The following is a 24,019-nucleotide window of genomic DNA, read 5'->3' as shown; positions in this document are numbered from 1 at the left end:
TTTCGGCGGCTCGCCTGTCTCGTTGGACAGGCGAAGTGAAACGAGGCAGGCGTTTCCGACTCAAGGCAGGCGAATCAGTGGTTCGAGAGGGCGGGAGGGCGCCGCGCACCCTCTAACCTGTTGCGATGTTCTCGACCAACCCTGCCCCTGTTCAGGAGGTCGCCCATGCGTGACCGGAACGCCCTGGCCCGGGTCCTCGACCAGATCGACGGGCGCGGGTACCCCGCCTATCGGCAGTTGCGGGGACGGTATCGGCTCGGCCCCGTTGACCTCGCCGTGGATCACGTCGCCGCCGATCCCTACGCGCCCCCGTCCCGGGTGCGGCTCATCCTCGACCGTGAGGTCGCCGGGATCCCCGAGGATCTGACGCGCGATGCCGTCGGTCGGATGGCGGTGGGTGACTTCCTCACCCGCGCGTTCGTCCGGGCCGCCCACAGGCTCGTGCCGAGTCCCACCGGGACCGGCAACAGCGGGCTGGTGAGCATCGGAACCCCGGGCCAGGAGGTGCTGGAGCGCACCGGCGTGCTCATCGCCGACGACCGGGTCGAGGCCCGCATCGTCGTCGGCCTGCCCGCGCACGGGCGTCGGATCGACGGCCGTGGCGCCGCCCGGCTGCTCATCGACGTGCTCCCGCGGATCGCCGAGGAGGCCCTCCGATTCCGGAACCTTGATGGGGCGGCCCTGCGCGACCACGTCACCCTCTGCCGGGACCAGGAGCACCTGCGTCACCTCCTCACCGAGCGGGGTCTCGTCGCCTTCGTCGGCGACGGCGCCATCCTGCCCCGCCGCTCCGGCGACTCCGACCTGCCGCTCGGGGACGGGGCGGTGCCGTTCCGAACCCCGGACTCCCTACGGGTGCTCGTCGAGCTGCCGAGCGGCCGCTCCGTGACGGGCATGGGCATCCCGGAGGGGGTGACCGTGATCGTCGGCGGCGGGTATCACGGGAAGTCAACCCTGCTTCGGGCCATTGAACGGGGCATCCATCCCCACATCGCCGGGGACGGCCGCGAGTGGGTCATCACCAGGCGCGACGCGGTGACGATCCGCGCGGAGGACGAGCGGGCGGTGACCGGGGTGGACATCTCCCCGTTCATCACCAACCTGCCGACCGGAGCCGACACCCGATCCTTCTCGACGACCAGCGCATCGGGGTCGACGTCGCAGGCCGCGAACCTCGTCGAGGCCGTCGACGCGGGCGCGAGTGTGCTGCTCATCGACGAGGACACCTCGGCGACCAATTTCATGATCCGCGACGAGAGGATGCGGCGGCTGATCCCGGCAGCCGAGGAGCCGATCACGCCGTTCGTGGATCGGGTGCGGCCGCTGTTCACGGAGAAGGGGGTGTCGACGATCCTCGTCGCAGGCGGGTCGGGGGCCTTCTTCGACGTGGCCGACCACGTCGTCGCCTTCCACGCCTATCAGCCGCGGGACGTGACCGCGGAGGCGCGGGGGATCGCCAGGACTTCGACCCCCGCAGCCCCGGGGCCGGTGTTCGCGGCGAGGTCGGCGCCGCGGGTGCTGACGCGCGGGTCACTCACCTCATCGGGTGGGGGTAAACCGGCGCGGGCCAGGGGCAGGGCGGCCATCCAGGTCGGCGACGGGACCATCGACCTCCAGGCGGTGGCTCAGCTCGTCGACGCTGCGCAGACGGTGGCGGTGGCCCATGCGCTGGAACGCATCGCGGAGCTCGTCGCCGACCGGGACCTTCCGTTGCCGGAGGCCGTCGCGGAGGTCTGCCGTCGCATCGATGAGGAGGGCCTCGACTGGCTCTCGCCGTTCCGGGGACATCCCGGGCATCTCACCCGCCCCCGCCCACACGAGATCCACGCGGCGGTCAACCGGTATCGGGGCCTGAGGCTGGGGTGAGCAATGAGCCCGCGCTCACCTCGTCGTGTGTCGCAGCCGGGCGGTCTCGATCTGTTCGTAATTGGTCTCCGCCCACCGTTTCAAGGGCTGGATCACCTCGAGCAGGGAACGCCCCAGCTCGGTCAGCTCGTAGGTCACCGTGACCGGTACCGTCGCGATGACGGTGCGGTGTACCAGGCCGTCGGCCTCCAGGTTCCTGAGCGTCTCGGTGAGCATCTTCTGTGACGCCCCGGCCAGCTGCCGGTGGAGTTCGGCGGAACGAAGTCCGGTTCCGCTGTCCCCGAGACGACACAGGATCAGCATCGTCCACTTGGTGCTGATTCGGGCGAACAATTTCTGACTCGGGCAGTTGGCGAGGTAGACGTCGAATGCTCGTCGCTCCGATTCACGACGTTGGGCAGCGGTTCTGGTCGGCATCGGACCTCCGGGGTGGGTAGGGCACTTTGAAGTGCCCTCTTCTGTGGGACAAGAGCTGGGGCCATGGTAGGTGGGGATCACGAAAGGAACACCGATCATGAAGGCAGTCATCAGCAGAACCCCCGGAGAACTCGGTCTGGAGGAGGTTCAGGCGCCGCGTCCCGACACTGGTGAGGTGGTGGTGCATGTTCATGCCGCCGCACTCAACCCCGTTGATGCGCAGACTCTCGACGGTCTGTACCACGACCTCGGGATGATCACCCAGCCCGACGGTGTGGGCCTTGGCTGGGATGCGGCCGGTGTGGTGCTGGAGGTGGGGGCAGGGGTGTCGGAGGTCACACCGGGGGACCGGGTCGCGCTGCTCAGCCATGGGGTGGACAAGGCGCTCGGGGCCCTGGCGCAGCAGGTCGTGGTCCCGGTCGGGGCCGTGGCGATCCTGCCGGAAGGGCTCCCCTTCGACATGGCGGCCACGGTGCCGTTGAACGGGCTCACGGCGTGGCAGGCCGTCGACCGGCTGGGGGAGCCGGACGGGAGGGTTCTGGTCACGGGGGCCGCAGGGGCGGTCGGGGCGCTGGCTTGCGTGTTCGCCAAGGAGCGGGGCTGGGAGGTGGTGGGCCTGGCCCGCCCCGGTGATGAGGAGTTCGTCCGTTCCCTCGGGGTCGACTTCGCCCCGCAGTTGGGTGACGGGCCGGTGGATGCCGCCCTCGATGCGGCGGTGCTGCCGGAGCGCGTTCTGGAGGTCGTGCGTGACGGGGGTCGTTACGTCGGTGTCATTCCACCGGCGGTTCCGGAGCCTCGACGCGGCATCACCCCGACGGCGGTCTTCGTGCAGCCGGATCAGATCGTGCTGCAGCGGTTGCTCGATCGGGCGGCCGCCGGAGAACTCCCCCTCCGAATCGCTGCACGGTTTCCATTCGATGACATCGTGGCGGCGATGCGGATGGCGCGGGTCAGTGGTCTTCGGGGCCGGGTCGTGCTGTCCGTGGACTGAGGGGCTGCTCGCTACGATGGACCCACCTGCGACCTTGAGGAGCTGCGATGACCAGTTGGCGCGAGTTCGACCCGGCCCTGACCGAGGTGCTGACCAAACTCCCCGACGGGGCCCGTCTGGTCATCAGCGGCGACGGCGGGATCGTCCAGTTCGCCCGCAGCGGCGAGGAGCTGACGGTGGAGGTCGGCAATGAGTCCAGTGACGACCAGCCGCGGCTGAGTCAGCGTGGCTGGACCCTCGTCGACTCCTGGTCGGGGCTGTGGCGGCGTAGCTTCCCGCAGCCCGCGAACAGCGAGGCCGCGAGCACCGTCGTCGCGGAGACCACGCACGCCCTGCGCGGGGTGTTCGGGTGGATCGGGCTCGACGGGTACAGCTACTCGTCGTGGCGTGAGGTGAGCAAGCGGTTCCTCGGCCTCTTCCCGAAGACCGAGGAGAAGCCGCTGACCTGGCCGACCCTGGGTCTGGCCCAGGCTCGGGAGGACGGCCCCATCGACCACTGATGGCGGTCCGGTTGGGTGTCGTCGAATCCGTGCGCCTCCACGCATCACAGGTCACCGCCGGATGCCACCCCCTCCCTGACTGAATCTGCTGGAGCCCCTGGAGGCCAGACCGGTGGAATCCGAGGCCTGGGAATGGGTCCGATACTCCCTGTGCTGAACCTCGCCTTCCTTTCCGCTGGTCGAGTTCAGGGCGCTGTGCGCCCGATGGTCGAGACCTGGTGAGGGTATGCAGGGAATCTTGCGGAGGTCTCGACCAGCGGATGAGTGGCGAGCATTCCCGCCCGCTGGTCGAGCCGGGGCCCAGAACGTAGTGGAGGGGCCCGTGTCGAGACCCCGTGAGAAGTCCGCAGGACCTGTTGCGTAGGTCTCGACACGAGGCTCATGGCCTCGGCTCGACCAACGGAGAAACGTCGAGGACTGCGTCTCCTCGCTGGGCGAGTTGAGGGTGCTGTGCACTCGATGGTCCAGACCGGTCACGAGGACCATCACGCTGGCCTTCTGGCGGACGACGAAGAGCGCACCGGCCCGGTGTGAGTCGAAACGAGCAACCGCCTAAGAGGGTGCGCGGATAGGCGCATCTACTGCGGCCGCCCCGGTGGCCCCCTGGCTGTGTTGTCCTCCTCGAACGCACGATCCGGTGCGCTCCTCGTCGTCCGCCTTGCCATGAGGCCACCGTGACGATCCTCGTCACGATCCCCCTATCCGCGCACCCTCTAAGCCCTGTGAACGAGGCCTTCAGTGTCCTGTTCTCGGGAGACCGACAACCGGGCGGGTTCGGGGCCGCGGTCAACCATCCCGGGAGCTGCTGTCCAGGGTGCGGCAGCTGCGTCTGTTGGTTGGTTGTGGCTCCGCGTGGTGAGTCAGGCGAACCCCGCGTCCTTGGGGCCGCAGCCGAGTAGGAAATGTGGGGCTCAGAGGCTGACGTATGCCGTGGTGACGTGACAGCGTCGAACCTCCGCGAGTCCTGAACCGCCTGCACCGAAACGGGGTGCCCCTCCACTGGTGGGAAGGGCACCCCGTTCTGTGTGTCCTGCGTCAGCGCTTCTCGATCGGCACGTAGTCGCGCTTGGCCGGGCCGACGTAGATCTGGCGCGGACGTCCGATCTTCCGCTTCGGATCCTTCTTCTCCTCACGCCACTGGGCGAGCCACCCGGGCAGGCGACCCAGCGCGAACAGGGCCGTGAAGTAGGAGGCCGGGAAGCCCATCGCCTCGTAGATCAGCCCCGTGTAGAAGTCGACGTTCGGGTACAGCTTGCGCTCGATGAAGTAGTCGTCATTGAGGGCCGTCTCCTCCAGTTCCATCGCCATGTCGAGCATCTGATTGCTGCGACCCGAGGCGCGGAGGATCTCGTCGGCGTGGCTCTTGATGATCCTCGCGCGCGGATCGTAGTTCTTGTAGACGCGGTGACCGAAGCCCATGAGCCGCACCCCGGAGGTCTTGTCCTTGACCTGCGAGACGAAGGTCTTGACGTCGAGCCCCTCCTCCTTCAGGTAGGACAGCATCTCCAGCACCGCCTGGTTCGCGCCACCGTGCAGCGGACCCGACAGTGCGTTGACGCCCGATGCCACCGAGGCGTAGATGTTCGCATCCGACGAGCCCACCATGCGCACCGTCGACGTCGAGCAGTTCTGCTCGTGGTCGGCGTGGAGGATGAACAGGGTCTCGAAGGCGCGGACGACGGCCGGGTCGAGCTCGTACTCCTCCTGCGGGGTGCCGAACGACAGCCGCAGGTAGTTCTCCACGTAGTTGAGCTTCGTCAGCGGGTAGAGGAACGGCTCACCCACCGACGACTTGTAGGCGTACCCGATGAGGGTGGGCATCATGCCCAGCAGCTTCAGGGTCGAGACCTCGACGTGTTCGGGGTCGTGGGGGTCCAGGTGGTGACGGTTGAACGCCCCGGCACCCATGATGGCGGCACTGAGCACCATCATCGGGTGGGCGCCGCGTGGGAAGGAGCGGAAGAGCTCGCGCATCCGTTCGTCGAGCATCATGCGACGCATGACGTTGTCGCGGAACTGGTCCAGCTCGGCCTGGGTCGGGAGCTCACCGTAGATGAGCAGGTATGCGACCTCCAGGAAGGACGACTGCTCGGCCAGCTGCTCGATGGGGTAGCCGCGGTAGCGGAGGATGCCCTTGTCGCCGTCGATGAAGGTGATCTCCGACGTGCACGACGCCGTGTTGACGAAACCGACGTCCAGGGTGGAGTTCCCGGTGCTCGCGAGAAGTTTGCCGATGTCGTACCCGTTGTTGCCCTCCGTGGCCTTGACAACCCCGAATTGCAGCTCGGCGTCGCCGTGCGTGAAGGTGGCGTTCTCAGTCATGTCTTCCGGTGAGCCTTCCTGCCTCAGTGGCGACCACATCGTTGTCGCCGGTCCTGCACACGCCGTCCTGGCGCGTGCGCCCTACCATACAGCCCCGTCGGCGATCCGCGATTCCTGCGCATGAGGCGTCCCCAACTTCGTGGTCCTTCTCCCCGCCGGGCTTCGGGGTGGGTACGGTGTCCGCGTGAGCACAGCAGACCCCACCCAAGGCATGGCCCTGACGGAGAGGAAGGTCCGACGACGGCAGGTCCTCAGCTGGTGCATGTGGGACTGGGGTACCCAGCCCTTTGCGACGGTCATCACCACCTTCGTCTTCGGGGCCTACATCGCCTCCGGCTCGAACTTCGGTGCGGGGGAGCACGACGACACTCCCGCAGCCCTGCTCGGTGTGGCGATGGCGGTGGCGGGGGTGGTCATCGCCCTGCTGGCGCCCGTGCTGGGGCAGGGGTCTGACCGCTCCGGCAAGCGGATGCTGCACCTGAAGTGGCAGACCTGGCTGCTCGCGGGCATTTCGGCGGCCCTGTGGTTCGTCGCCCCGGAGCAGCGGTTCCTGTGGTTGGGGCTGGTGCTGCTCGGCGTCGGCAATGTCATCGCGGAGATCGCCAATGTCAACTACTACGCCGCCATCGAACAGGTGGCCACCCCCGCGACGGTGGGGAGGGTCTCCGGGCTCGGTTGGGGGATGGGCTATCTCGGCGGCATCGTCATCCTCCTGCTCATCGTCGCGCTCTCCGGTGGGGAGGTCGACGCGACGGATGTCCGCAACGGCATGCTGCTGTGTGGTGTGTGGACGCTGGTGTTCACCATCCCGACCTTCCTCGCCATCAAGGATCGGCCCGTCGAGTCCCCGCCCCCGAGACAGGGGATCGTCGCCGCCTACCGGGAGCTGTTCGCGTCGATCCGTCGCATCCATCGGAGTTCGCCCAACACCATCTGGTTCCTGCTGTCGTCGGCGCTGTTCCGCGACGGATTGGCGGGGGTGTTCACCTTCGGGGCGGTGCTGGCGGTCAGGGTGTTCGGCTTCTCGCCGTCGGGGGTGATCGTTTTCGGGGTCATCGCGAACGTGGTCGCGGGGGTGGCGACGATCGCGTTCGGTCATCTCGACGACCGTATCGGGCCGAAGCGGGTGATCCTCATCTCGTTGGCCTGCCTGGTCGTCTTCGGGGTGATGGTGTTCGTGCTGCACGATCGGGGCAAGTGGGTGTTCTGGCTGTTCGCGCTGCTGATGACGGTGTTCGTCGGTCCAGCCCAGTCGGCGTCGCGGTCCTTCCTGGCCCGGATCATGCCGGAGGGTCATGCGGGGGAGGTGTTCGGCCTCTACGCCACGACGGGACGTGCGGTGTCGTTCCTGTCCTCCTCGATGTGGGTGTTCATGTTGTGGGTCGGGTCGTTGCTGCTGCCGGAGGGTGAGTCGGCGGTGCATTTCGGGGTGCTCGGGGTGGTCGCGGTGCTTGCGGCGGGCCTGGTGGCCCTGCTTCCGGTGCGGGAGGACTGTGCCGGAACACGCAGGGCTTGAAAATGGTTGAAGGATCAATTATCATGGTGTCATCCACTGAGCCAAGGAGATTCACATGACCGTCCTCACCGACCTCAACGCCGACTACAACCTCGACCCGACCCACACCAACATCGGTTTCGAGGTGCGCCACGCCATGATCACCAAGGTCCGCGGCCACTTCGAGGCCTCCGGTTCCGCCCACCTCGTCGGGTCCGACCCGGCCGCCAGCAACGTCACCATCAGCCTCGACGTCGCCTCCGTCGACACCGGCAACAAGGACCGCGACGCCCACCTGACCAGCCCCGACTTCTTCGACGCGGCCCAGTTCCCCACCATCGACTTCCGTTCCACCGGCGTCTCCCTCAGCAACCCCACCGAGGTGGAGGTCACGGGTGACCTCACCATCCACGGCACCACCCGTCAGGTCACCATCCCGATGGAGCTCACCGGCGTGGCCGTGGATCCGTTCGGCAACGAGCGGGTCGGCTTCGAGGGTGGCCTGACCATCAAGCGCTCCGACTTCGGTCTCACCTGGAACGCGGCCCTGGAGGCCGGTGGCGTTCTCGTCTCCGACAAGGTCAACCTCGTCTTCGACGTCTCGCTCATCAAGGCCTGACCCCTGATCGGTGCCCCTGGTGAAGGGTGGCCCATCTCGGAGGATGTCATCACGTCCGCTGAGGTGGGCCACCCTCTTTCCGAGAGGGGATGTGACGGTGCCGACGAGGCCGTACCTTGCCCCCAACGGATAGGCTGGAGACATGTCCGAGTGGTTTGCCATCGACGAGGAGCTGTGGCGGGAGAACGGTGCGCCGCTGCTCCCCGTCTTCACCTTCTTCGACGGCTACCTCGACGCCGGGCGCGTCGGGGCCACCGTCATCGAGGCCCTGCTCGAACACTGCTCGCCGATCCTGCTCGGCAGCTTCGACTGGGACCTCGTCCACGACTATCGGGCGCGCCGCCCGTCGATGGTCTTCGACACCGATCACTGGGTCTCCGTCGAGGATCCCGCTGCCCGGCTCCACGTCGCGCGGGACGCCAATGGGGAGTCCTTCCTCATCCTGCGTGCCCCCGAGCCGGACCAGCGGTGGAAGCTCGTCGTCGCCGAGCTGGAGCGGCTGTTCCACCGGCTCGACGTCGGCCTGGTCATCAGCGCCCATGGATTCCCCATGACCCTGCCACACACCCGCCCCACCCCGCTGGCGATCTACTCCAGCGACGTCAACCTGCGGGTGCCGAATCCGCGCTGGCTGGACCGGCTCACCATCCCCGCGTCCTTCTCCGGCTACCTCGACCTCCATCTCGGTCGCAACGGCTACCGGACCCTCGGCGTCGGCGCGCACGTGCCGCACTACCTCGCGGGCGGGTCCTTCGCCCAGGCGGCGGCCGCCGTCATGCACCATCTCGCCGATGTCACCGGGCTGAAGCTGCCCACCGACGAGCTGGACCTCGCCGCCGAGGCCAACCTCATGTCCATCGAGGCCGACACCAGTGGCGACGAGACGGCTGCTGAGCTGCTGGCCCAGCTCGAGGAGCAGTACGACCGCTACGCGGAGGCGGCCAGCGAGGCCCTCCCGACCGCGGACGAACTGGCGGCCGCGGTCGAGAACTTCCTCGCCCAGCGTGACGACCCACAGCAGAGCTGACGAAAAACTCGCGACCTGCCGGAAAGGCAATGTTTCGCGACGCCCAGTCGGGACTAGGCTGGAGCCGCCAGTCCACCGTACGAGGAGCACTTGTTGAAGGGCATCGTCGTTTTCTCCGGATCCGCTCACCCCAGCCTGGCTGACGAGATCTGCGCTCATCTCGACCTCCCCAGGTCCCACGTCCGCATCTCCCGTTTCAGCAACGACTGCCTCCAGGCGCAGCTGCTGGCGAACTGCCGTCAGCGCGACGTCTACATCGTGCAGCCCTTGGTGCCGCCAACCCAGGAGCACCTCATGGAGCTGCTGCTCATGGTCAACGCGGCGCGCGGTGCATCGGCGGGGCAGATCACGGCGGTGATGCCGCACTACGCCTACGCCCGATCCGACAAGAAGGATGCCTCCCGGATCTCCATCGGCGGGCGGCTCGTCGCGGACCTGCTCGTCACGGCGGGGGTGGATCGGGTCCTCACGATGGCCCTCCACGCCCCCCAGGTCCACGGGTTCTTCTCCGTCCCCGTCGACCACCTCACCGCGCTCGGGGTCATCGCCGAGCACTACCGCCAGCGTGACCTCAGCAACCACGTCGTCGTCTCCCCCGACCTCGGCAACGCCAAGCAGGCGACGCTCCTGGCCCGGCTGCTCGGCCTGCCCGTGGCGGCGGGGAACAAGCAGCGTCTCGCCGACGACCGGGTCGTCATCTCCTCCATCGTCGGTGATGTGGTCGGCAAGAAGGCCATCGTCCTCGATGACGAGATCGCCACGGGGGGTTCGATCGTGGAGATCGTCGCGAAGTTGGTGGAGGAGGGGTGCGTCGAGGCGTCGGTGGCCTGCACCCACGGTCTGTTCACCGGCAGTGCGGTGGAGCGACTCACGACCGCCCAGCACATCGCGGAGGTCGTGACGACCAACACCGTGCCCGCCCCGGCGGACTTCCCGGGACTGCAGGTGCTCAGTGTCGCCTCACTGTTCGCCGAGGCCATCGCCCGCATCCACGGGGGCCGATCGGTGTCGACGCTGTTCAACGGTGTGGACCCGGCCTACGCGCCCCCGCCGGAGCCGGAGGGGCTCTTCTGACCCGGCCCGGTCCCCTCGGATCGCCCACCCACCCCCTGATTCGCCTGCCTTGACCGTGAATCGCCTGCCATTCTCGCGGCTCGCCTGTCTTGTTGGGCAGGCGGATTGAAAGAAGGCAGGCTTTTCCGATCCAAGGCAGGCGAAACCGGTCCGTCGCGACGTCGGTGCGGCCTCAGCGGGAGTGCCGGAGCCGCTCGACGACCTCGCGCCACGTCGGCACCACGACGCCGTGCGCCCGCATCTTCGTGCGGAGCTGATGGCGGGTGAGGTAGATGCCAACCACGCCGACGATGAAGAACGGGAACTGCAACGCCATGGCGAGGTCCAGTTGGGCCGCAGCGTAGTCACCATCGGGGGCGAGCCAGCCGAGCACCAGCCCGATCAGCAGCAGACACAGCGTCGCCCCGGTGAAGGAACCGGCGATGACCAGTCCGTTCGCTGCCCCCAGCCGGTGCTCCGGCAGCAGGGTGCGGGGGTAGTCGAAGCCGATACCGGTGCCGGGGCCGCCCGCCGCCATTGCGAGCACCAGCCCGGTGAGCACCCACCAGGGGGCCTGCCCCGGCCACAGCAGTGCCACCGCCCAGGCGCCGAGGTTCGCCAGGATGACGGTGAGTGCCAGGTTGCTGCGACGCAGGGGGTGCCGGGCCGTCAGCCACCCGATGATCGGGGCGAACACCATCGATCCGAACACGGTGAGGCTGAACAGCACCCCTGCCTCCGCCTCGGTTCGACCCTGCGAGTTGACCAGCCAGGGAATGCCCCAGATCATCGCGAACACGTTGACGCTGAACCCGCTGGTGAGGTGGACGAAGAAGCCCAGCCTCGTCGCGGGGTGACGCCAGGCGTCGACGATGCCGCGGGGGAGGTCGCGGATGCGTCGCTCCGCCGGGACGGGGCGCTCGACGCCCGCCGGGAAGTCGCGCACCAGGAACGCGCAGCCTGCCGCACAGGCAAGCGAGCAGGCGGCAGCGACGAGGAACGTCGTCGCCCAGCCGTGGAGGGCGTGGAGGGGGAGCAGCAGCGCGACGGCCGCGATCTGTCCCAGCTGCCCGAGCAGACCGGACAACTGGCTCAGCACCGGCACCCTGGACGCGGGGAACCAGGCCGGGATGAGCCGCAGCACGGCACCGAACATGCAGGCGTCCCCCAGGCCCAGCAACACGCGGGCACCCAGGGCAAGGGAGAAGGTGGAGGTGAAGGCCATGCCCGTCTGCGCCAGGGTCATGATGAGGGAACCGGCGACGAGCACCCTGCGGGCGCCGTATCGGTCGATGAGGACACCGATGGGGGCCTGGCTGAGGGAGTAGACGGCGAGCTGCACCATGACGAAGGTGGAGACGATGCCGACGCTGGTGCCGAAGTGGGTGGCGGTCTGCAGGCCGAGGGCGCCCAGGCTGGTGCGGTGCATGATGGCGGTGGCGTAGGCCAGGATGCTGAGGGTCCACACGACCCATGCCATGCGTTCGTTTCGCACCCCACTCCCTCCGGTCATTCGGGAAGAGTGTAGATGCTGCGGGTGAGGATCACGCAGTCGCGGGTCACTCCCCGCTCAGGGCCTCGATCCAGGCGGGTTGCGTGGGGGGTTCGGAGGCGGGGGTGGCGGCGGCGATGTCCTCGGCGGTGACGTCGCACCGCGCCTTCGTCCCGGGCTCGGGACCGAACTCGCGCCCGTCGAAGACGTTCTTCTTCACCCACTGGTAGTAGGCGAAGTGTTTGCCGGAGTCGTAGGGATTGTCCGAGGCGCAGCGGGCGACGTAGTAGCCGACGACCTCGGCGATGATCTCGGTGTCCCTCGAGCCGGCGTAGTCGGAGAAGTGGCCTTCCTTCTTCGTCAGTGAGGTGAAGTCTTGCCAGTAGCGGGGGTTGCCGAAGCGATCGGAGTTCCAGGCGTGGGTGAACTCGTGGATGATGAGGCGGGAGAGGCGGCCGGGGTCGTCACCGTCGATGACCTCCTGCCACTTCCGGAAGTCGAAGGTGACGTGGCCATCCTTGGTCAGCGACCAGTCGCCCCAGGCGTAGCCGCGGATCGGGCCCGCGTTGACGCCGATCTGGCCGTTCTTCTCGGCGATGGTGGGGAGGAAGGTGGTGCAGTTGAGGGCGTCGAGCGACTCCCACAGGATCCGGAACTGCTCCCGGTACTCCTCGGTCAGGTAGGGGCCGGTGAGCTTGAGGCCGAAGGTCTCGGTGAAGCGGTCCTTCAGCTCGGAGATGGGCACGTCCTTGCCGGGCCACGGGGTGCCGACGGGGCAGGGGGCGTGGATGCCGACGATGGAAGGGCCGGTGGGGAGGGGGGCCTCGTCGGCGGTCGCCTGTGAGGCGACGACCGCGGACACCGCTGCGACAACCGCTGCGAGTCCGAGCGCGAGTCTGCGCATCACCCTCCCTTTCGTCAACCCGACGCCCCAGACTCTCTCAGGATTCTCAGGATTGTCAAGCCGGATTCCATGCGGGCTGACCGAAAGGACCTCATCGATCGTTGACCTTCTTAGAGGGTGCGCGGATAGGGGGATCGTGACGAGGATCGTCACGGTGGCCTTCTGGCAAGGCGGACGACGAAGGGCGCACTGGATCGTGCGTTCGAGGAGGACAACGCTGCCAGGGGGTCACCGGGGCGACCGCAGTAGATGCACCTATCCGCGCACCCTCTTACTGCAGGATGACGTCGGCGGCCGACTGGTCGTCGACGAGTTGGCCCGGATTGGCCGACAGCAGCCGATCGAAGACGAGGGACGCCGCGCCGACGCTCTCCGAGGCGTGCGGGGAGTGGGCGGGGGTGAGGTCCACGTGGCGCACCGTGCGCAGGATCGCCCGCGAGTTGGCGGTCTCCCGCAGGGCTGTGAACGTCACCTCGGGCAGCAGCGGCCAGTAGGGGCCGCCCAGCACGATCTCGCGGAGGTCCAGCAGGTCGCTGAACACGGCACAGGCCGAGCCCAGGTGCTCGCCCAGCCGCTGGAACACCCCCCTCACCTGCGGCTCCTCGGCGCGGGAGCACAGCCTGCGGAACTGTTCGTTGACCGCGCCCGGGTGGCTCGGCTCGGGGTCGGTGCTCAGTCCGAGCTGTCTGGCCTCCCGCATGATCCCCGCCGGCAGGGTCAGCTGCCCCAGCGTGCCCGGGGTGCCGCAACACGGACAGGGGGAGCCGGACGAGGCCACCCGCAGGTGACCGATCTCGCCGATGTTCCCCGTCGCCCCGAGCTGCACCTCGCCCTTCGCGACGAGCCCGAAACCGACACCAGTGCCGAAGTAGAGGTAGCCGAAGTCGCCCTCCGAGCCGCGGAGCCACTTCTCGCCCGTCGCCGACGAGATGACGTCCTTCTCCACGAACACCGGCCAGTCGAACCGCTCCCTCAGTGCCGCCCGGAGGTCGAAGCTGTGCCACTCCGGCAGGTTCGGGGGCGCGACGACGACGCTCTCCACCAGTGGTCCCGGCACCGCGAACCCCATCCCGGCCACCCGGGGGTGGACCATGCCGGCGTCGTCGAGGAGTTCCCGGACCGACCGCTCGATCTCCGCGACGGCCACCTCCGGGCCGAAGTCCGGGGGCGTGGGGATCTCCCGGTGTGCGATCGGTTGGCAGGCCAGATCCACCACGACGGTGTGCACCATGACCGGGTCGACGTGGACGCCCACCGCCAGCATCGCCAGCGGCTCCGTCCTCAGGATGGTGCGGGGTTTGCCCATCCCGAGGTTGCGGGTCCCGGCCTCGCGCACCAGCCCGTCGTTGATGAGGCGACGGGTCACGTTGGAGATCGTCTGCGCCGACAACCCCGTCGACTCGCTGATCTCGACGCGGCTCAGTCCTTCCGGGCAGCGCCGGATGCAGTCGAGGACGACACGCAGGTTGTAGCCCCCGAGTCGCGGCAGGTTGACCCCGTGGTGCATGACCTCATTCTCCCATGCGGTCCTCCAGCAGAGACGCCCGGTCGGCGGGACCGGGGCCCGATCCGCTGCGGGGTGGACTAGTCTGCCGACCATGTCCACCTTTGACCTGCGCCTGACCGATCACCCGACCTCCGACGCGGACCGCGACGCCGTCGTCGCCGACCCGGTGTTCGGCAAGTTCTTCACCGACCACATGGCCGTGGCCGACTACACGGAGGGGCGCGGCTGGCACGATCACAGGATCGTCGCCACCGAGGACTTCCGGCTCCACCCGGCAGCCGCCGTCCTCCACTACGGTCAGGAGATCTTCGAAGGGCTCAAGGCGTACCGGCACGCCGACGACTCCGTGTGGCTGTTCCGGCCCGAACGCAACGCGGCTCGCTTCGTGTCCTCGGCGCAGCGGCTGGAGATGGCCCCGTTCCCCGAGGAGGCCTTCCTCGCGTCGCTGCAGGAACTGGTCACCCTGGAACAGGCGTGGGTGCCGCAGCCCGACGGCGAGAAGTCGCTGTATCTCAGGCCCTTCCAGATCGCCAACGAGCCCTACCTCGGGGTTCGGGAGGCGAAGAACTACATCTACGGTCTGCTCGCGACCCCCGTCGGGGCGTACTACCCGGCGCCGGTGAAGTTGTGGGTGACGCCGAACTACACCCGCGCCGCTCCCGGCGGCACCGGCGCTGCGAAGTGTGGTGGCAACTATGCGGCGTCGTTGGCGGCGGCGAACGAGGCCGCCGCGCACGGCTGCGGCCAGGTGCTCTACCTCGACGGGGCGGAGCACCGCTGGCTGGAGGAGTGCGGCACCATGAACTTCATGATGCTCACCGCCGACGGTGAGATGGTCACCCCGGCGCTCGGGTCGATCCTCCCGGGGGTGACCCGGGACTCGCTGCTGCGGCTCGCCGCCGAGCACGGTCTCACCCCCGTCGAGCGGCAGATCTCCATCGACGAGTTGCGCGAGGGCGTGACCTCCGGGCAGATCACCGAGACCTTCGCCTGCGGGACGGCCGCCGTCATCACGCCCATCGTCGGCTTCAACTCGCCGGAGCACGGGGAGCAGGTCGTCGGCGACGGTGAGCCCGGCGCCAGGACGAAGGAACTGCGGGCCCATCTGCTCGACATCCAGTATGGCCGGGCCGAGGATCGTCACGGCTGGATGCGGAAGGTCTGCTGAGATGATGCGCGCGATCATCGGCGCGCTCGGCTACGTCCGGCGCGGCGACTCGGTGCTCATGGTGCAGCGGACCCGCGACGGCGACGACCACCAGGGCAAGTGGATCGGCCTCGGGGGGAAGCTCGAGCCCGGGGAGGACGCTCTCGCCTGCCTGCGTCGGGAGCTCAGGGAGGAGGCCGGGATCGAGGTGACCGGCGCGCGGCTGCGCGGCACCGTCGCCTGGCCGGGGTTCGGCTCCGACGGGTCGGACTGGTTCGGGCTGGTGTTCCTGGTCGAGGGGTTCGACGGGGAGCCGCCGGAGCGCAACGACGACGGCCCGCTGGCGTGGATCCCCGTCGAGGAGCTGTTGGAGGTCCCGATCTGGGAGGGGGACCGCCACTTCCTGCCGTTGGTCGTCGATGATGATCCGCGACTGTTCCACGCGGTCATCCCGTACCGGGATGGGGAGGTCGTCAGCGAGGCGGTGGCGGTGAGTCGATGAGATGCGGGGCGGCGCGACCTGCCAGCGCGCCGCCCCGGGTCCGTGGGGTTGGGGTGGGATGGGTCAGCCCTGGCGGGCCTTGAAGCGGGGGTTCTTCTTGTTGATGACGTACAGATGACCGCGTCGTCGGACGATCTGGGAGCCTGGCTGCATCTTGAGCGCGCGGATCGAGGCACGAACCTTCATCACTCACCTCCTTTTGAGAAGCGTTATCATTTGCAACAAGGATAGGGGAGATTCCACGCGGGGTCGAACCGGGAGGGAGACGTGGTGGATCAGGTTGATGTGGTGGCGGTCGTCGGGGCCTGCCTGTCGGAGCGGCGACGCTACGCGCGGCACCTCGCCGAGCTCGTGGACGTGCCGCTGCTCACCTCGACGGACCTCCTCCAGCGCCGCGACCCGCTCGCCACCGCCAACCGCGAGGCCGAGTTCGGACCCGTCGTCATCGAGTTCCCCGACGGCACGCCGCTCCAGCAGGTCATCGGTGTCCTCGCCGATCCCGACGGTCGCACCCGGCTGATCGAGATCGTCTGCGTCGTCGACGCCGCCCACCTCGTCGCCGACCTCCAGGGCATGGAGACCGTCGCCGAACCCGTCGGGGACGGACCCGTCGAGGTCCGCTTCACCACCAGGGCCCGGGCTGTGTGTGCGCAGCTGGAGTTCGCATCCACCGTCGTCGTGGTGAACTGGGAGGCCTGTGAGGACATCGGGGCGGGTGTCGCCCTCATCGGCCACCTCGCGCCGCGGGCGAGGATCGAACTCGACGCCGGGATCGTCGTGCCCCTCGACCCGGATCGCCCCTACGGTCTCGACCAGGACCGGCCCGGCTGGGTCGCGCTCCTCAACGACGACCTCGCCCCGGCCCACACGCACCCACGCGTCCAGGCCTTCCGCTATGAACAGCACCGGCCGCTGCATCCGGGACGGCTGCTGACCACCCTCGACGCGATGTCGGGCAACCGGTTCGGCCTCGTGCTGCGGTCCAGCGGTTTCGCCCGGCTGGCGACCCGGCAGGGACTGATCGCGCAGTGGGATCACGTCGGCACGGTCATCTCGCTGGACCCCGTCGGGAAGGACCGGCCGGGGGAGGAACCGCTGTCGATCGGGCAGGATCTCGGGATCATCGGGCTCGATCTTGACGTGCCCGCCCTCGTCGAGGCCCTCGATGCGGCCGCCCTGACCGACGACGAGTTCCTCGCTGGGCCGACCCTGTGGGCCGGGCTGCCCGACCCCCTGCCCGCCTGGCCCCACCCCAGCCACCGTCGGAGGTAGGCGTTCGCCGTCGATGTGGCTCCGGGGGCGGATCAGGGTTGGATCAGGGGCTTTCCCGTTGGGAACGACCCGGTTCCGGGGGACACTTGAGAGAGCGGACAACACCCCAGGAGGAACCGATGAACCATCACGAAGACGCCCACGTCGACCACCACGCCGAGCAGGTCTTCGGTGAGGCGGCCCAGGAGGCGACGGAAACCCTCGAGGGTGAGGTCGTCTCGGGCACCACGACGGAGGAGTCGAGGAAGCAGTTCGGCGAGGACGCGACGAAGTTCGTCGTCGACGCCGGGTACGCGATCGCGGGCCTGGCGGGCCTCGTCGGCGAGAAGGCCAAGGCCTTCTACGACGAGCAGAAGTCGGAGTACGCCAAGACCCATCCGGACACCGATGCCCCCGGTGCGCGCCAGTTCTTCGAGCAGCTCGGGGCGCACCTCAACAAGTTCGTCGACGAGATCAACCGCGGCTTCCGCGAACTCAGCGAGAAGGGACGCGAGGTCGTGAAGAAGAAGGCGGAGGAGGCCTCCGACGCGGCCGAGAAGGTCGCGGAGGTCGTCGAGGAGGAGCAGCCCTCAGGCGAGTGAGAGTGATGAGGATCGGGCCCGGTGTCGCGGACATCGGGCCCTTCTTCATGCCCGGCGCTCGCCCTGTCAGTCGACCATGTCCGACGGCACCAGCCAGGTGTTGCAGCCCTGCAGGGTGGTGACGTGGAAACCGCGTCCTCCCCAGTAGGTGAGGGATTCGTTGGAGCCGTGGACCTCCTCCCCGACCTGCTTCAGCGCGCTCATCAGCCGGCGGTAGTCCCTCCCGCTGAAACCGATGTCGAGGGTGAGTGACTGTCGTGACTCGGAACAGATGGTCTGCAACTCCACGCGACGGCTGATCTCCAGCTCGTCGATGGGGAGCGTGTAAGCGAGCTCAAGGATTCCGCTGTTGTACTGGATGTGGTGGAACACCTCGTGGATGGTGGTCATCGCCGCATAGGTCGGGTCATGGAGGTCTTCCTCGAAGCTCTCCCGTCCCAGGTAGATGGTCTCGTTCGCTGGGCAGTACATCGCGGAGAAGCGAGCATCGTGATCCCCGCACGGGGTGCTGATGTGGGTCTCGAATGAGACCACCTGGACCGGGTTGAGGGGGCGCCCGAGTGTTGTGAAGTGGGGTGTCCAGGCCGTGAGGATGCACTCCGCGAGGTCCGCCGAGTAGCGGCGGTACTCCTCCTGGTCCTTGAAAGGATGGGGGTCGGGGCAGTCCGCCACCGGGTACTCGGCGAGGAAGAGGGGATGCCGCGTCAACGAGTCCGGGAAGGAGGTCTCGGGGAGGAGGTCCTCGACGGTCTGTTCCGGCAGCCAGGCGGGACGTCTGGGCTGAGGGTAGGTGGTGAAGCCGCCCGGCGACTCGGTGGCCTTCGGCAGCGGGGGTGGCTTGGGTTCCTGGCGTTCCCGGTCGGTGGCCAATGTGGGCATGTTGAGTATGAAGGAGGCCAGTAACACCAAGTACGCCAGTCCAGTGATTGTCCTCGCAAGGGCACGGTCACGTGGGTCGGGCTCGCCAGGGGAAAGTGCTCGGTTGGGTGAGGGGAGCGATCTCCACGCGTTCTGTCCCGACCGCGCAACCACGGGTGGCCGCACCGCGGAGGGAGCCCACTGTGGCCGAGGGGACGGGCCGGAGAGGCGAGGGCTTCGAAGGTGTCCTCCCTGCTGCGCCATGCGTCACAGCTTCTCAGATCCCGGTTCCACAGGACCAGCCGACGGGAGAATCGTGCTTCATCCTTGCGCGTCCGACGGGCGGTTCCCGGACCTGCCCATGCGCGGAGCTCGATGGCCGTCCGCGTTCCCAAAGCCTGCGCGCCGCGCATCTGCAGGGGTTTGGTGCCCTGACGGGTGACCTCACCCGGCCTGACGGAACTCCTGCACGGCCTCTCGGATCTCCCGGGTGATGCGCACCTCGACGCCGTAGATCTCCTTGATCGCCCGCATCAGGGCTTCGTCATCCGAGGCGCCCTTCCTCTGCAACCGGTCGTAGGCCGACACCAGCATCGTGGCCAACGCGTGGTCAGTGGTGGGCGGCTCGGCGAGGGCGCTGGTGTCCGAGAGCGCCTCCGCAGGGCCGTTGCTGTGGCTGGGGAGGGTCAGGTGGTCGTGGACCCAGGTCGCGCCCAGGACCTCCTTGGCCACCTGGAGCACCTTCCGGATGTCGGCGAGCACCTGCGCCTCGTCGATGGGGTCCTTGTGGTTTTTCAGGTACTCCTGCGTCAGGCCGCTGACCGGCCAGTGTCCGGCGACGTGGTTCGCCCCGAAGGGCCAGGACCGCAGGATGCGGAAGATCTGGACGAGCCACTCGCCGCGCTCCCCCTCGGTGGTACGCAGCACGGCATTCACCCGGCCGGGAGCCCCGTCATCCCGGTTCGTCTTCGCGGGGAAGCCGCGCTTGACGCGCTCCTTGCGACGCATGTCGGACATGTGCGTGGTCACCATGGTCCGGATGTAGCCGCCGACCTTGGCGACACCCTCGAGGTTTCTCTGCACGGACTCCTTCGTCAGGGAGGTCTCGACGTGCATCAGCAGCTCGTGCACGAGATCCAGGCATCCCTTGCGCCTGCATTCCTCGGCCATCATGACGGCACCCGGGTCGCCGTGGCCGTAAGGGGCTCGTTTGGTGGGGCAGTACGTGCCGTCATGGCAGGTGGTGGCACGCCACGCAGCCGTGGTGTGCCACACGATCTCTGCGATCTCGGGGAGGCTGATCGTCGTCATCCGCAGTCCCTTCTGACAATCACCGGCCGCCGTGGTCGATGTATCTCCTAGCCTGAAGGTCGACACCCCCGAAAGTGAAGGGTTCGGCTCGGATTGTCAGGGATCTGTCAGCAACTGGCCCCGCGGTCAGTCATCCATGAACCAGCGGACGCCGACGGCGTACCCGAGTTTGATGTCGGGGAACATGAACCGTTGTAGTCCGTGATCCGGTCTCATGCGGTTGGTCACATGGGCGCCAGGGACACCTCCGGGAGGGCCGGTCGTCTCGAAACTTTCGATTCGGGAGGGAAGCCGTTTGCCAAACTGGATGCTGATCTGGGCGTTCAAGGTGGTGTTGTGGGGGCGGAATCCGATCTCGGGGTGGAGGGAAGCGTGGTTGGGGAGCTTCAGGGAAGTGGAGAACGTGTGTGTGCTTCCCGAGTGGAGCTGTTCCGGAAAACGGTGGGTCACGCCCCACATGCCATGACCTAACGACACGACCTTGTCGACAGTGCAGCCGAGTACCTCCCTCCAGGCTGGTTGTCCGACCCGGAGGTACGGGATCGTCACCTCCTCGAAGAATGTGGGCATGGCAGGGGCAAGTACTCGGATGGTACGTTCCAAGATGATGACTGGGCTCGGCAGGGAGAGGTCGAGGCGTGCATGCAAACGGGTTATCGCGAAACTGGCGCGTTGGACCACGGTGTCGGTATCGGTGAGCAGCTTCGCGGCGATCTGGCGAGGTGCGATCTCCTCGCTCCACCGTCGGGCAGTTCTGGTTGATATGTTGGCCGCCAAGGCCGCGGCTACCAGACGTTTCTCCCGTCCCAGTGGAGCCCCCGGCCATGCGCCGGATGACTCATAGAAGACAAGTCGATGATCAGGGGGAAGATCGTTGGCAGCCTCAAGGACGCCGGCCCGGATCATCGGGGCGGCGATCAGGTCAGAAACGTTCTCCTCGATTCGCAGTATGCGGCGAAGTGCCGGGCACGGGGGAAGTTCTGGATGCATCAGGCCCCTGCGACACACACCCACGATCTCGGCTACCAGGGTGTCTTGGTCCGGCACCACTACGTCGATCCCCATCCAGATTCCTCCCCATCCGTCATCCTTTTGGATCTTAACTCTTGTCGCCCTCGTCGACGCAGCCAAGGTGGCTGTGGGGCCAAAATGAGCGGACGCGCTGTCCGTCAGATGCGTATGTACGACGCAGGAGGTGAAGTCCATGGCTCCGAGACTCTTCCGGGTGTGCTGTCAGTGGTTGGAGCAGCAGCAGGACTGGCGCATGCTCGCGCCCCGGGGCGGAGGGCTCAGCGCCTCCCTCGCTACGAGGCATTGGCTGCTTCGTGTCTACCGACGGGCCTTCCCCGAGTCGCTGAGTCGGGAGGACGAGGACCGTCGTCTGGAACTGTGGCTGGCGGAGTACGAGACCCAGATCCTGTCTGATCTGGCGGTGGTGCGACGCCTCACGGACTGCTCCATGGACGAGGCCAGGCGGCGGCGGGCCGCCGTGACCGCGGGACAGACCGCGGAGTGTCTGGTGCGTGCCGTGGCCAAGGGATGGCTCACTGATGAGCCGCTCGGGGAGATGGAGCTCGAGGCCGTGGCGAGTACCCATCTGGCCAATGCCCCGTCGTTGGAGCGGTTGCTGAGCCGGGAAGAGTTCCGGCGTTTCGAGGAGATGTACGAGCAGCTGTGGGACAGTGAGGGCGCAGCCCATCTTGCCGAGCACCCCTACAGCCGCGTCATGCTGGGGGACGACGAGCGTCCGCCGCTCATCCGTACTCGACGGGAGAACACATGGGATGCCCTGGGGCGTTCCGTGTACTCGAGATTCCACATGGCTGCGCAGGACCTCTCCGTCCCCGGCGTGGCTGATGACATCGCCCAGGCCGAGGTGATCCGGGCGTGCAGTCGGCTCGGGTTGAGTCACGAATCCGCGCTCGTCCTGCTCTACAGCCTCCTTCGAGGTCTGCTGCAGGGTCGGGCCTCCGTCTCGGATGGTCCCTGTGCAGACCCGGACGAGGATCGTTCCTGGGTGCAGGAGCCCGGGCCGATCACAGCTGATGTCGTTGCCGATGGGGCATCCGAGGTGCTGCTCAACGGGCAACTGATGGCCTTGGCGGAGGCGGTGATCCGTACCTTCTGCAGCAAGCAGGAGCAGGGCAGATATCTGCTTCGGACGGAGCAGATGGATCGCGCCCATCAACATGCGATGCGCCGCGCCTGGATGGACTGTTTCAAACGGGACCGTCGTCAACAGGCCATAGACGCGGCGGAGGCGCGGAGAATTGTCACCCGTGCAGTCTTCAAGGGGGTTCCCTCGGGGGAGGCCCACCTGAAGAGGGCGCGTACCTTGGGGATCGTGGAACTCACTCGCCCCGCCGAAGAAGCTGAACAGTCGTCACTGGCCGATGACATCGTCAATCGAGCCTGCGCGTGGTTCGCTGAACACCCCGAGGTGGCCCTGGGGCTTCGTACCCGGGACCCGGAACGGATGGAGGAGTACCGTCGTGCGGCCGAGGAGTTCGGGTTCCCTGACCTTGATTTCATGATGAAGCTTGTTGCAAAGGAAAGTTCATGACGTTCGACCAGCCCCGTGAGGTGTTGATCCAACACATTGGATTCGGCGCCGTCATGATAGGCGAGGAACCGGTGGCGCCGGCGGGGGCAGTGACCTTGGACATCCTCGGCGCAACCCTTGACTTCGATCCTTCCCGCCCGGACCGGCTGCCCTCCTGCCTGGTGGCCGAGCCCGACATCGCCGTCCCCGTCCTGGAGCAGATCTTCGGGAACACCCTTGCCGCCGGGGTGCTGGATCGCGCGCTCCAACGCAACGACGACGTGGTGTCGCGCCCAGTCGTCGGGCAGCCGGCGTTGGTGCTCCTGACGCGACTGGCGGAGGTGCGGTGGTGCCAACGCCACGCTGCTCTGTCCCTCGACCCGGGGCTGCTGCTGCTGGAGGAGCTGACCCTTGTCGCGATGCTCCGGGGCATTCTCGACGTCGACGAGAGTTGGGCTGCCGAACTCTTCCAGCTCCTGGAGGCTCTCATGGCCCGTCCCACGGCGGTGCACGCGGCGGTGGCACAGCCCGCCGTCAAGGCCCTGCTCATCGAGGCCCTGGACATTCTCGTGGCGGAGCTGTCGCCTCTCAGCACCGACCATGGCAAGGCCGTCGCCTGGGCCCACACCTTCGAGGAACCCGTCCCTCCGGCCGCAGGCCCGGTCACGGTCCCTGAGCTGTTGAAGCAGCTGCGTCCTGACCTGGCCCTCGCGGCCGGAGCCTCGCCCACGTCAGGCACGTCGACGGTGGACTGGCGGGACGTTCCGTTGGGGCTGCTGTCGCGTCGCGAGGGAAACGTGCGTTGGCGGGTGGAGCAGAGTGAGGGCGGGGGACGGGTCACGGCGACCGCGGAAGGGGCGGGCGACGTCTTCCGGCTCCTGGGGGAGGTGCCCACCCTCACGGGCGGGATGTTCTTCGACGTCCTCAGCGCTGAGTGGCCGCTGCCCATCGCATCGGGAAGGCTCAGCCCCGAGCCGGACGGCCATGACTGGAGTGGCGCAGTGGAGCTCTCCGCAGCACAGGCTGCCCTGCTGCGCAGGCTGACCGAGGAGGCGCCCTGCCTTGAGGTGAGGGTGCGGGGGGCCAACCCGGAGCCGCAGGGGAACGCACGAGTGGCGGAAGCCGAGCGATGGTGCGCACGGGCAGTGAGCGCCCTTCGGCTGCGCAACATCCTCGCCGCCGAGGAGTTGCTCGGCAGCGCTGAGGGCGCGCTGGAACATGCGGCGATGCTCTGGGAATCGGCCGGACGAGCCGCGGAGCGGGCGGCCACCCTGAAGCTTCTGGAACGTTCCCGCGACGATGCCGTCACGTGGGCGGAGACCCTCACCGTGGCCGAGACCATACTCGTTGCAGAACAGGGATCCTGAATCGCATCGCCGGAAGAGTGAGGGACGACTTCACCAGGCGATCCACATGGTGGCTCCTCCCCTCTGGTGCGGACGCGGTTCCTCCGGCGCCGCCGCCCAGAACTCCCGGGATCAAGGCGTTATTCACGGGGCTGATGGTGGGTGTAGAGGCGTTGTTCACGGGGCCTGGGCGGCTGCTTGTTTCCGTGGCAGAGCCGCCTTCTTCACCGTTGGTCGAGCCGGGCCCGGAGCCTGCGGAGGGCCCGT

Annotated in this window: 22 protein-coding genes; 13 read left to right on the top strand and 9 right to left on the bottom strand. The window is 67.7% G+C overall.

The features are described 5' to 3' along the window. Positions 1 to 165 precede the first annotated feature (165 nt). Entirely contained in the window at positions 166 to 1,866 is a 1,701-nt protein-coding gene (locus EII35_RS08520) for an ABC-ATPase domain-containing protein (protein WP_125228042.1), read from the top strand. A gap of 15 nt (positions 1,867 to 1,881) precedes the next feature. Here EII35_RS08520 and EII35_RS08515 read toward each other — a convergent pair whose 3' ends face one another. Continuing rightward, the gene (locus EII35_RS08515; protein WP_125228041.1) at positions 1,882 to 2,283 is read right to left on the bottom strand and encodes a winged helix-turn-helix transcriptional regulator; all 402 of its coding nucleotides are present in this window, start codon (positions 2,281 to 2,283) and stop codon (positions 1,882 to 1,884) included. A gap of 97 nt (positions 2,284 to 2,380) precedes the next feature. On the opposite strand from EII35_RS08515, the gene EII35_RS08510 reads away from it, so the two are divergent. Continuing rightward, entirely contained in the window at positions 2,381 to 3,274 is an 894-nt protein-coding gene (locus tag EII35_RS08510) for an NADP-dependent oxidoreductase (protein WP_125228040.1), read from the top strand. 47 nt (positions 3,275 to 3,321) lie between these two features. Further along, complete coding sequence (locus tag EII35_RS08505; protein ID WP_125228039.1) at positions 3,322 to 3,774, top strand: TY-Chap domain-containing protein; 453 nt, start codon at positions 3,322 to 3,324, stop codon at positions 3,772 to 3,774. A gap of 1,035 nt (positions 3,775 to 4,809) precedes the next feature. Here EII35_RS08505 and EII35_RS08500 read toward each other — a convergent pair. Beyond that, positions 4,810 to 6,096 carry a citrate synthase gene (locus EII35_RS08500; RefSeq protein WP_125228038.1) on the bottom strand — a complete coding sequence of 429 codons (1,287 nt, stop codon included), beginning with the start codon at positions 6,094 to 6,096 and terminating at the stop codon, positions 4,810 to 4,812. A gap of 211 nt (positions 6,097 to 6,307) precedes the next feature. On the opposite strand from EII35_RS08500, the gene EII35_RS08495 reads away from it, so the two are divergent. The 4 genes from EII35_RS08495 to EII35_RS08480 all read left to right on the top strand — a co-directional run bounded on the left by EII35_RS08495 (position 6,308) and on the right by EII35_RS08480 (position 10,311). Beyond that, a complete protein-coding gene (locus tag EII35_RS08495) occupies positions 6,308 to 7,612 on the top strand; it encodes an MFS transporter (RefSeq protein WP_125228067.1) in 1,305 nt (434 codons plus the stop codon). Between the two features lie 55 nt (positions 7,613 to 7,667). Then, positions 7,668 to 8,210, top strand: a complete 543-nt coding sequence (locus EII35_RS08490; protein ID WP_125228037.1) for a YceI family protein — start codon at positions 7,668 to 7,670, stop codon at positions 8,208 to 8,210. Between the two features lie 142 nt (positions 8,211 to 8,352). Then, a complete protein-coding gene (locus EII35_RS08485) occupies positions 8,353 to 9,237 on the top strand; it encodes a PAC2 family protein (protein ID WP_125228036.1) in 885 nt (294 codons plus the stop codon). A 93-nt stretch (positions 9,238 to 9,330) separates the two neighbouring features. Next, entirely contained in the window at positions 9,331 to 10,311 is a 981-nt protein-coding gene (locus tag EII35_RS08480) for a ribose-phosphate diphosphokinase (protein WP_125228035.1), read from the top strand. 172 nt (positions 10,312 to 10,483) lie between these two features. Here the strand turns inward: EII35_RS08480 and EII35_RS08475 are convergent, their stop codons facing one another. The 3 genes from EII35_RS08475 to EII35_RS08465 form a co-directional block, all read right to left on the bottom strand. Continuing rightward, positions 10,484 to 11,770, bottom strand: coding sequence for an MFS transporter (locus EII35_RS08475; RefSeq protein ID WP_221739716.1), 1,287 nt, complete (start codon positions 11,768 to 11,770; stop codon positions 10,484 to 10,486). A 79-nt stretch (positions 11,771 to 11,849) separates the two neighbouring features. Then, positions 11,850 to 12,686: a hypothetical protein gene (locus EII35_RS08470; RefSeq protein WP_125228033.1), complete on the bottom strand. Its 837-nt coding sequence runs from the start codon at positions 12,684 to 12,686 to the stop codon at positions 11,850 to 11,852. 271 nt (positions 12,687 to 12,957) lie between these two features. Continuing rightward, a complete protein-coding gene (locus tag EII35_RS08465) occupies positions 12,958 to 14,193 on the bottom strand; it encodes an ROK family transcriptional regulator (RefSeq protein WP_185744241.1) in 1,236 nt (411 codons plus the stop codon). Positions 14,194 to 14,284: 91 nt separating this feature from the next. Between EII35_RS08465 and EII35_RS08460 the strand changes: the two genes are divergently transcribed. Together EII35_RS08460 and EII35_RS08455 are read left to right on the top strand one after the other, a co-directional pair. Continuing rightward, positions 14,285 to 15,361, top strand: coding sequence for a branched-chain amino acid aminotransferase (locus EII35_RS08460; protein WP_125228031.1), 1,077 nt, complete (start codon positions 14,285 to 14,287; stop codon positions 15,359 to 15,361). 1 nt (position 15,362) lies between these two features. Then, the gene (locus tag EII35_RS08455; protein WP_125228030.1) at positions 15,363 to 15,842 is read left to right on the top strand and encodes an NUDIX hydrolase; all 480 of its coding nucleotides are present in this window, start codon (positions 15,363 to 15,365) and stop codon (positions 15,840 to 15,842) included. 63 nt (positions 15,843 to 15,905) lie between these two features. Here EII35_RS08455 and ykgO read toward each other — a convergent pair whose 3' ends face one another. Continuing rightward, positions 15,906 to 16,028, bottom strand: coding sequence for a type B 50S ribosomal protein L36 (gene ykgO / locus EII35_RS08450; RefSeq protein WP_124845139.1), 123 nt, complete (start codon positions 16,026 to 16,028; stop codon positions 15,906 to 15,908). 84 nt (positions 16,029 to 16,112) lie between these two features. On the opposite strand from ykgO, the gene EII35_RS08445 reads away from it, so the two are divergent. Together EII35_RS08445 and EII35_RS08440 are read left to right on the top strand one after the other, a co-directional pair. Beyond that, entirely contained in the window at positions 16,113 to 17,114 is a 1,002-nt protein-coding gene (locus EII35_RS08445; RefSeq protein WP_125228029.1) for a GTP-binding protein, read from the top strand. 119 nt (positions 17,115 to 17,233) lie between these two features. Further along, positions 17,234 to 17,695, top strand: coding sequence for a hypothetical protein (locus tag EII35_RS08440; RefSeq protein WP_125228028.1), 462 nt, complete (start codon positions 17,234 to 17,236; stop codon positions 17,693 to 17,695). 66 nt (positions 17,696 to 17,761) lie between these two features. Here EII35_RS08440 and EII35_RS08435 read toward each other — a convergent pair whose 3' ends face one another. The 3 genes from EII35_RS08435 to EII35_RS08425 all read right to left on the bottom strand — a co-directional run bounded on the left by EII35_RS08435 (position 17,762) and on the right by EII35_RS08425 (position 20,929). Then, positions 17,762 to 18,574: a neutral zinc metallopeptidase gene (locus EII35_RS08435; protein ID WP_125228027.1), complete on the bottom strand. Its 813-nt coding sequence runs from the start codon at positions 18,572 to 18,574 to the stop codon at positions 17,762 to 17,764. A gap of 423 nt (positions 18,575 to 18,997) precedes the next feature. Next, on the bottom strand, positions 18,998 to 19,864 hold the full coding sequence (locus EII35_RS08430) for a hypothetical protein (protein ID WP_125228026.1): 867 nt from the start codon (positions 19,862 to 19,864) through the stop codon (positions 18,998 to 19,000). Positions 19,865 to 19,990: 126 nt separating this feature from the next. Then, entirely contained in the window at positions 19,991 to 20,929 is a 939-nt protein-coding gene (locus EII35_RS08425; protein WP_125228025.1) for a hypothetical protein, read from the bottom strand. 139 nt (positions 20,930 to 21,068) lie between these two features. Between EII35_RS08425 and EII35_RS08420 the strand changes: the two genes are divergently transcribed. Both EII35_RS08420 and EII35_RS08415 read left to right on the top strand, forming a co-directional pair. After that, complete coding sequence (locus tag EII35_RS08420) at positions 21,069 to 22,427, top strand: hypothetical protein (RefSeq protein WP_125228024.1); 1,359 nt, start codon at positions 21,069 to 21,071, stop codon at positions 22,425 to 22,427. Continuing rightward, positions 22,424 to 23,773 (top strand): hypothetical protein, encoded by a 1,350-nt coding sequence (locus EII35_RS08415; RefSeq protein ID WP_125228023.1) that lies wholly within the window; start codon positions 22,424 to 22,426, stop codon positions 23,771 to 23,773. The genes EII35_RS08420 and EII35_RS08415 overlap by 4 nt, the downstream gene beginning before the upstream one ends. The last annotated feature ends 246 nt before the right edge of the window (positions 23,774 to 24,019 follow it).

Origin of the sequence: Arachnia propionica (genome assembly GCF_003932785.1) — a bacterium.
GTDB lineage: Bacteria > Actinomycetota > Actinomycetes > Propionibacteriales > Propionibacteriaceae > Arachnia > Arachnia propionica_B.
This window is presented reverse-complemented; position numbering and strand designations above follow the sequence as displayed.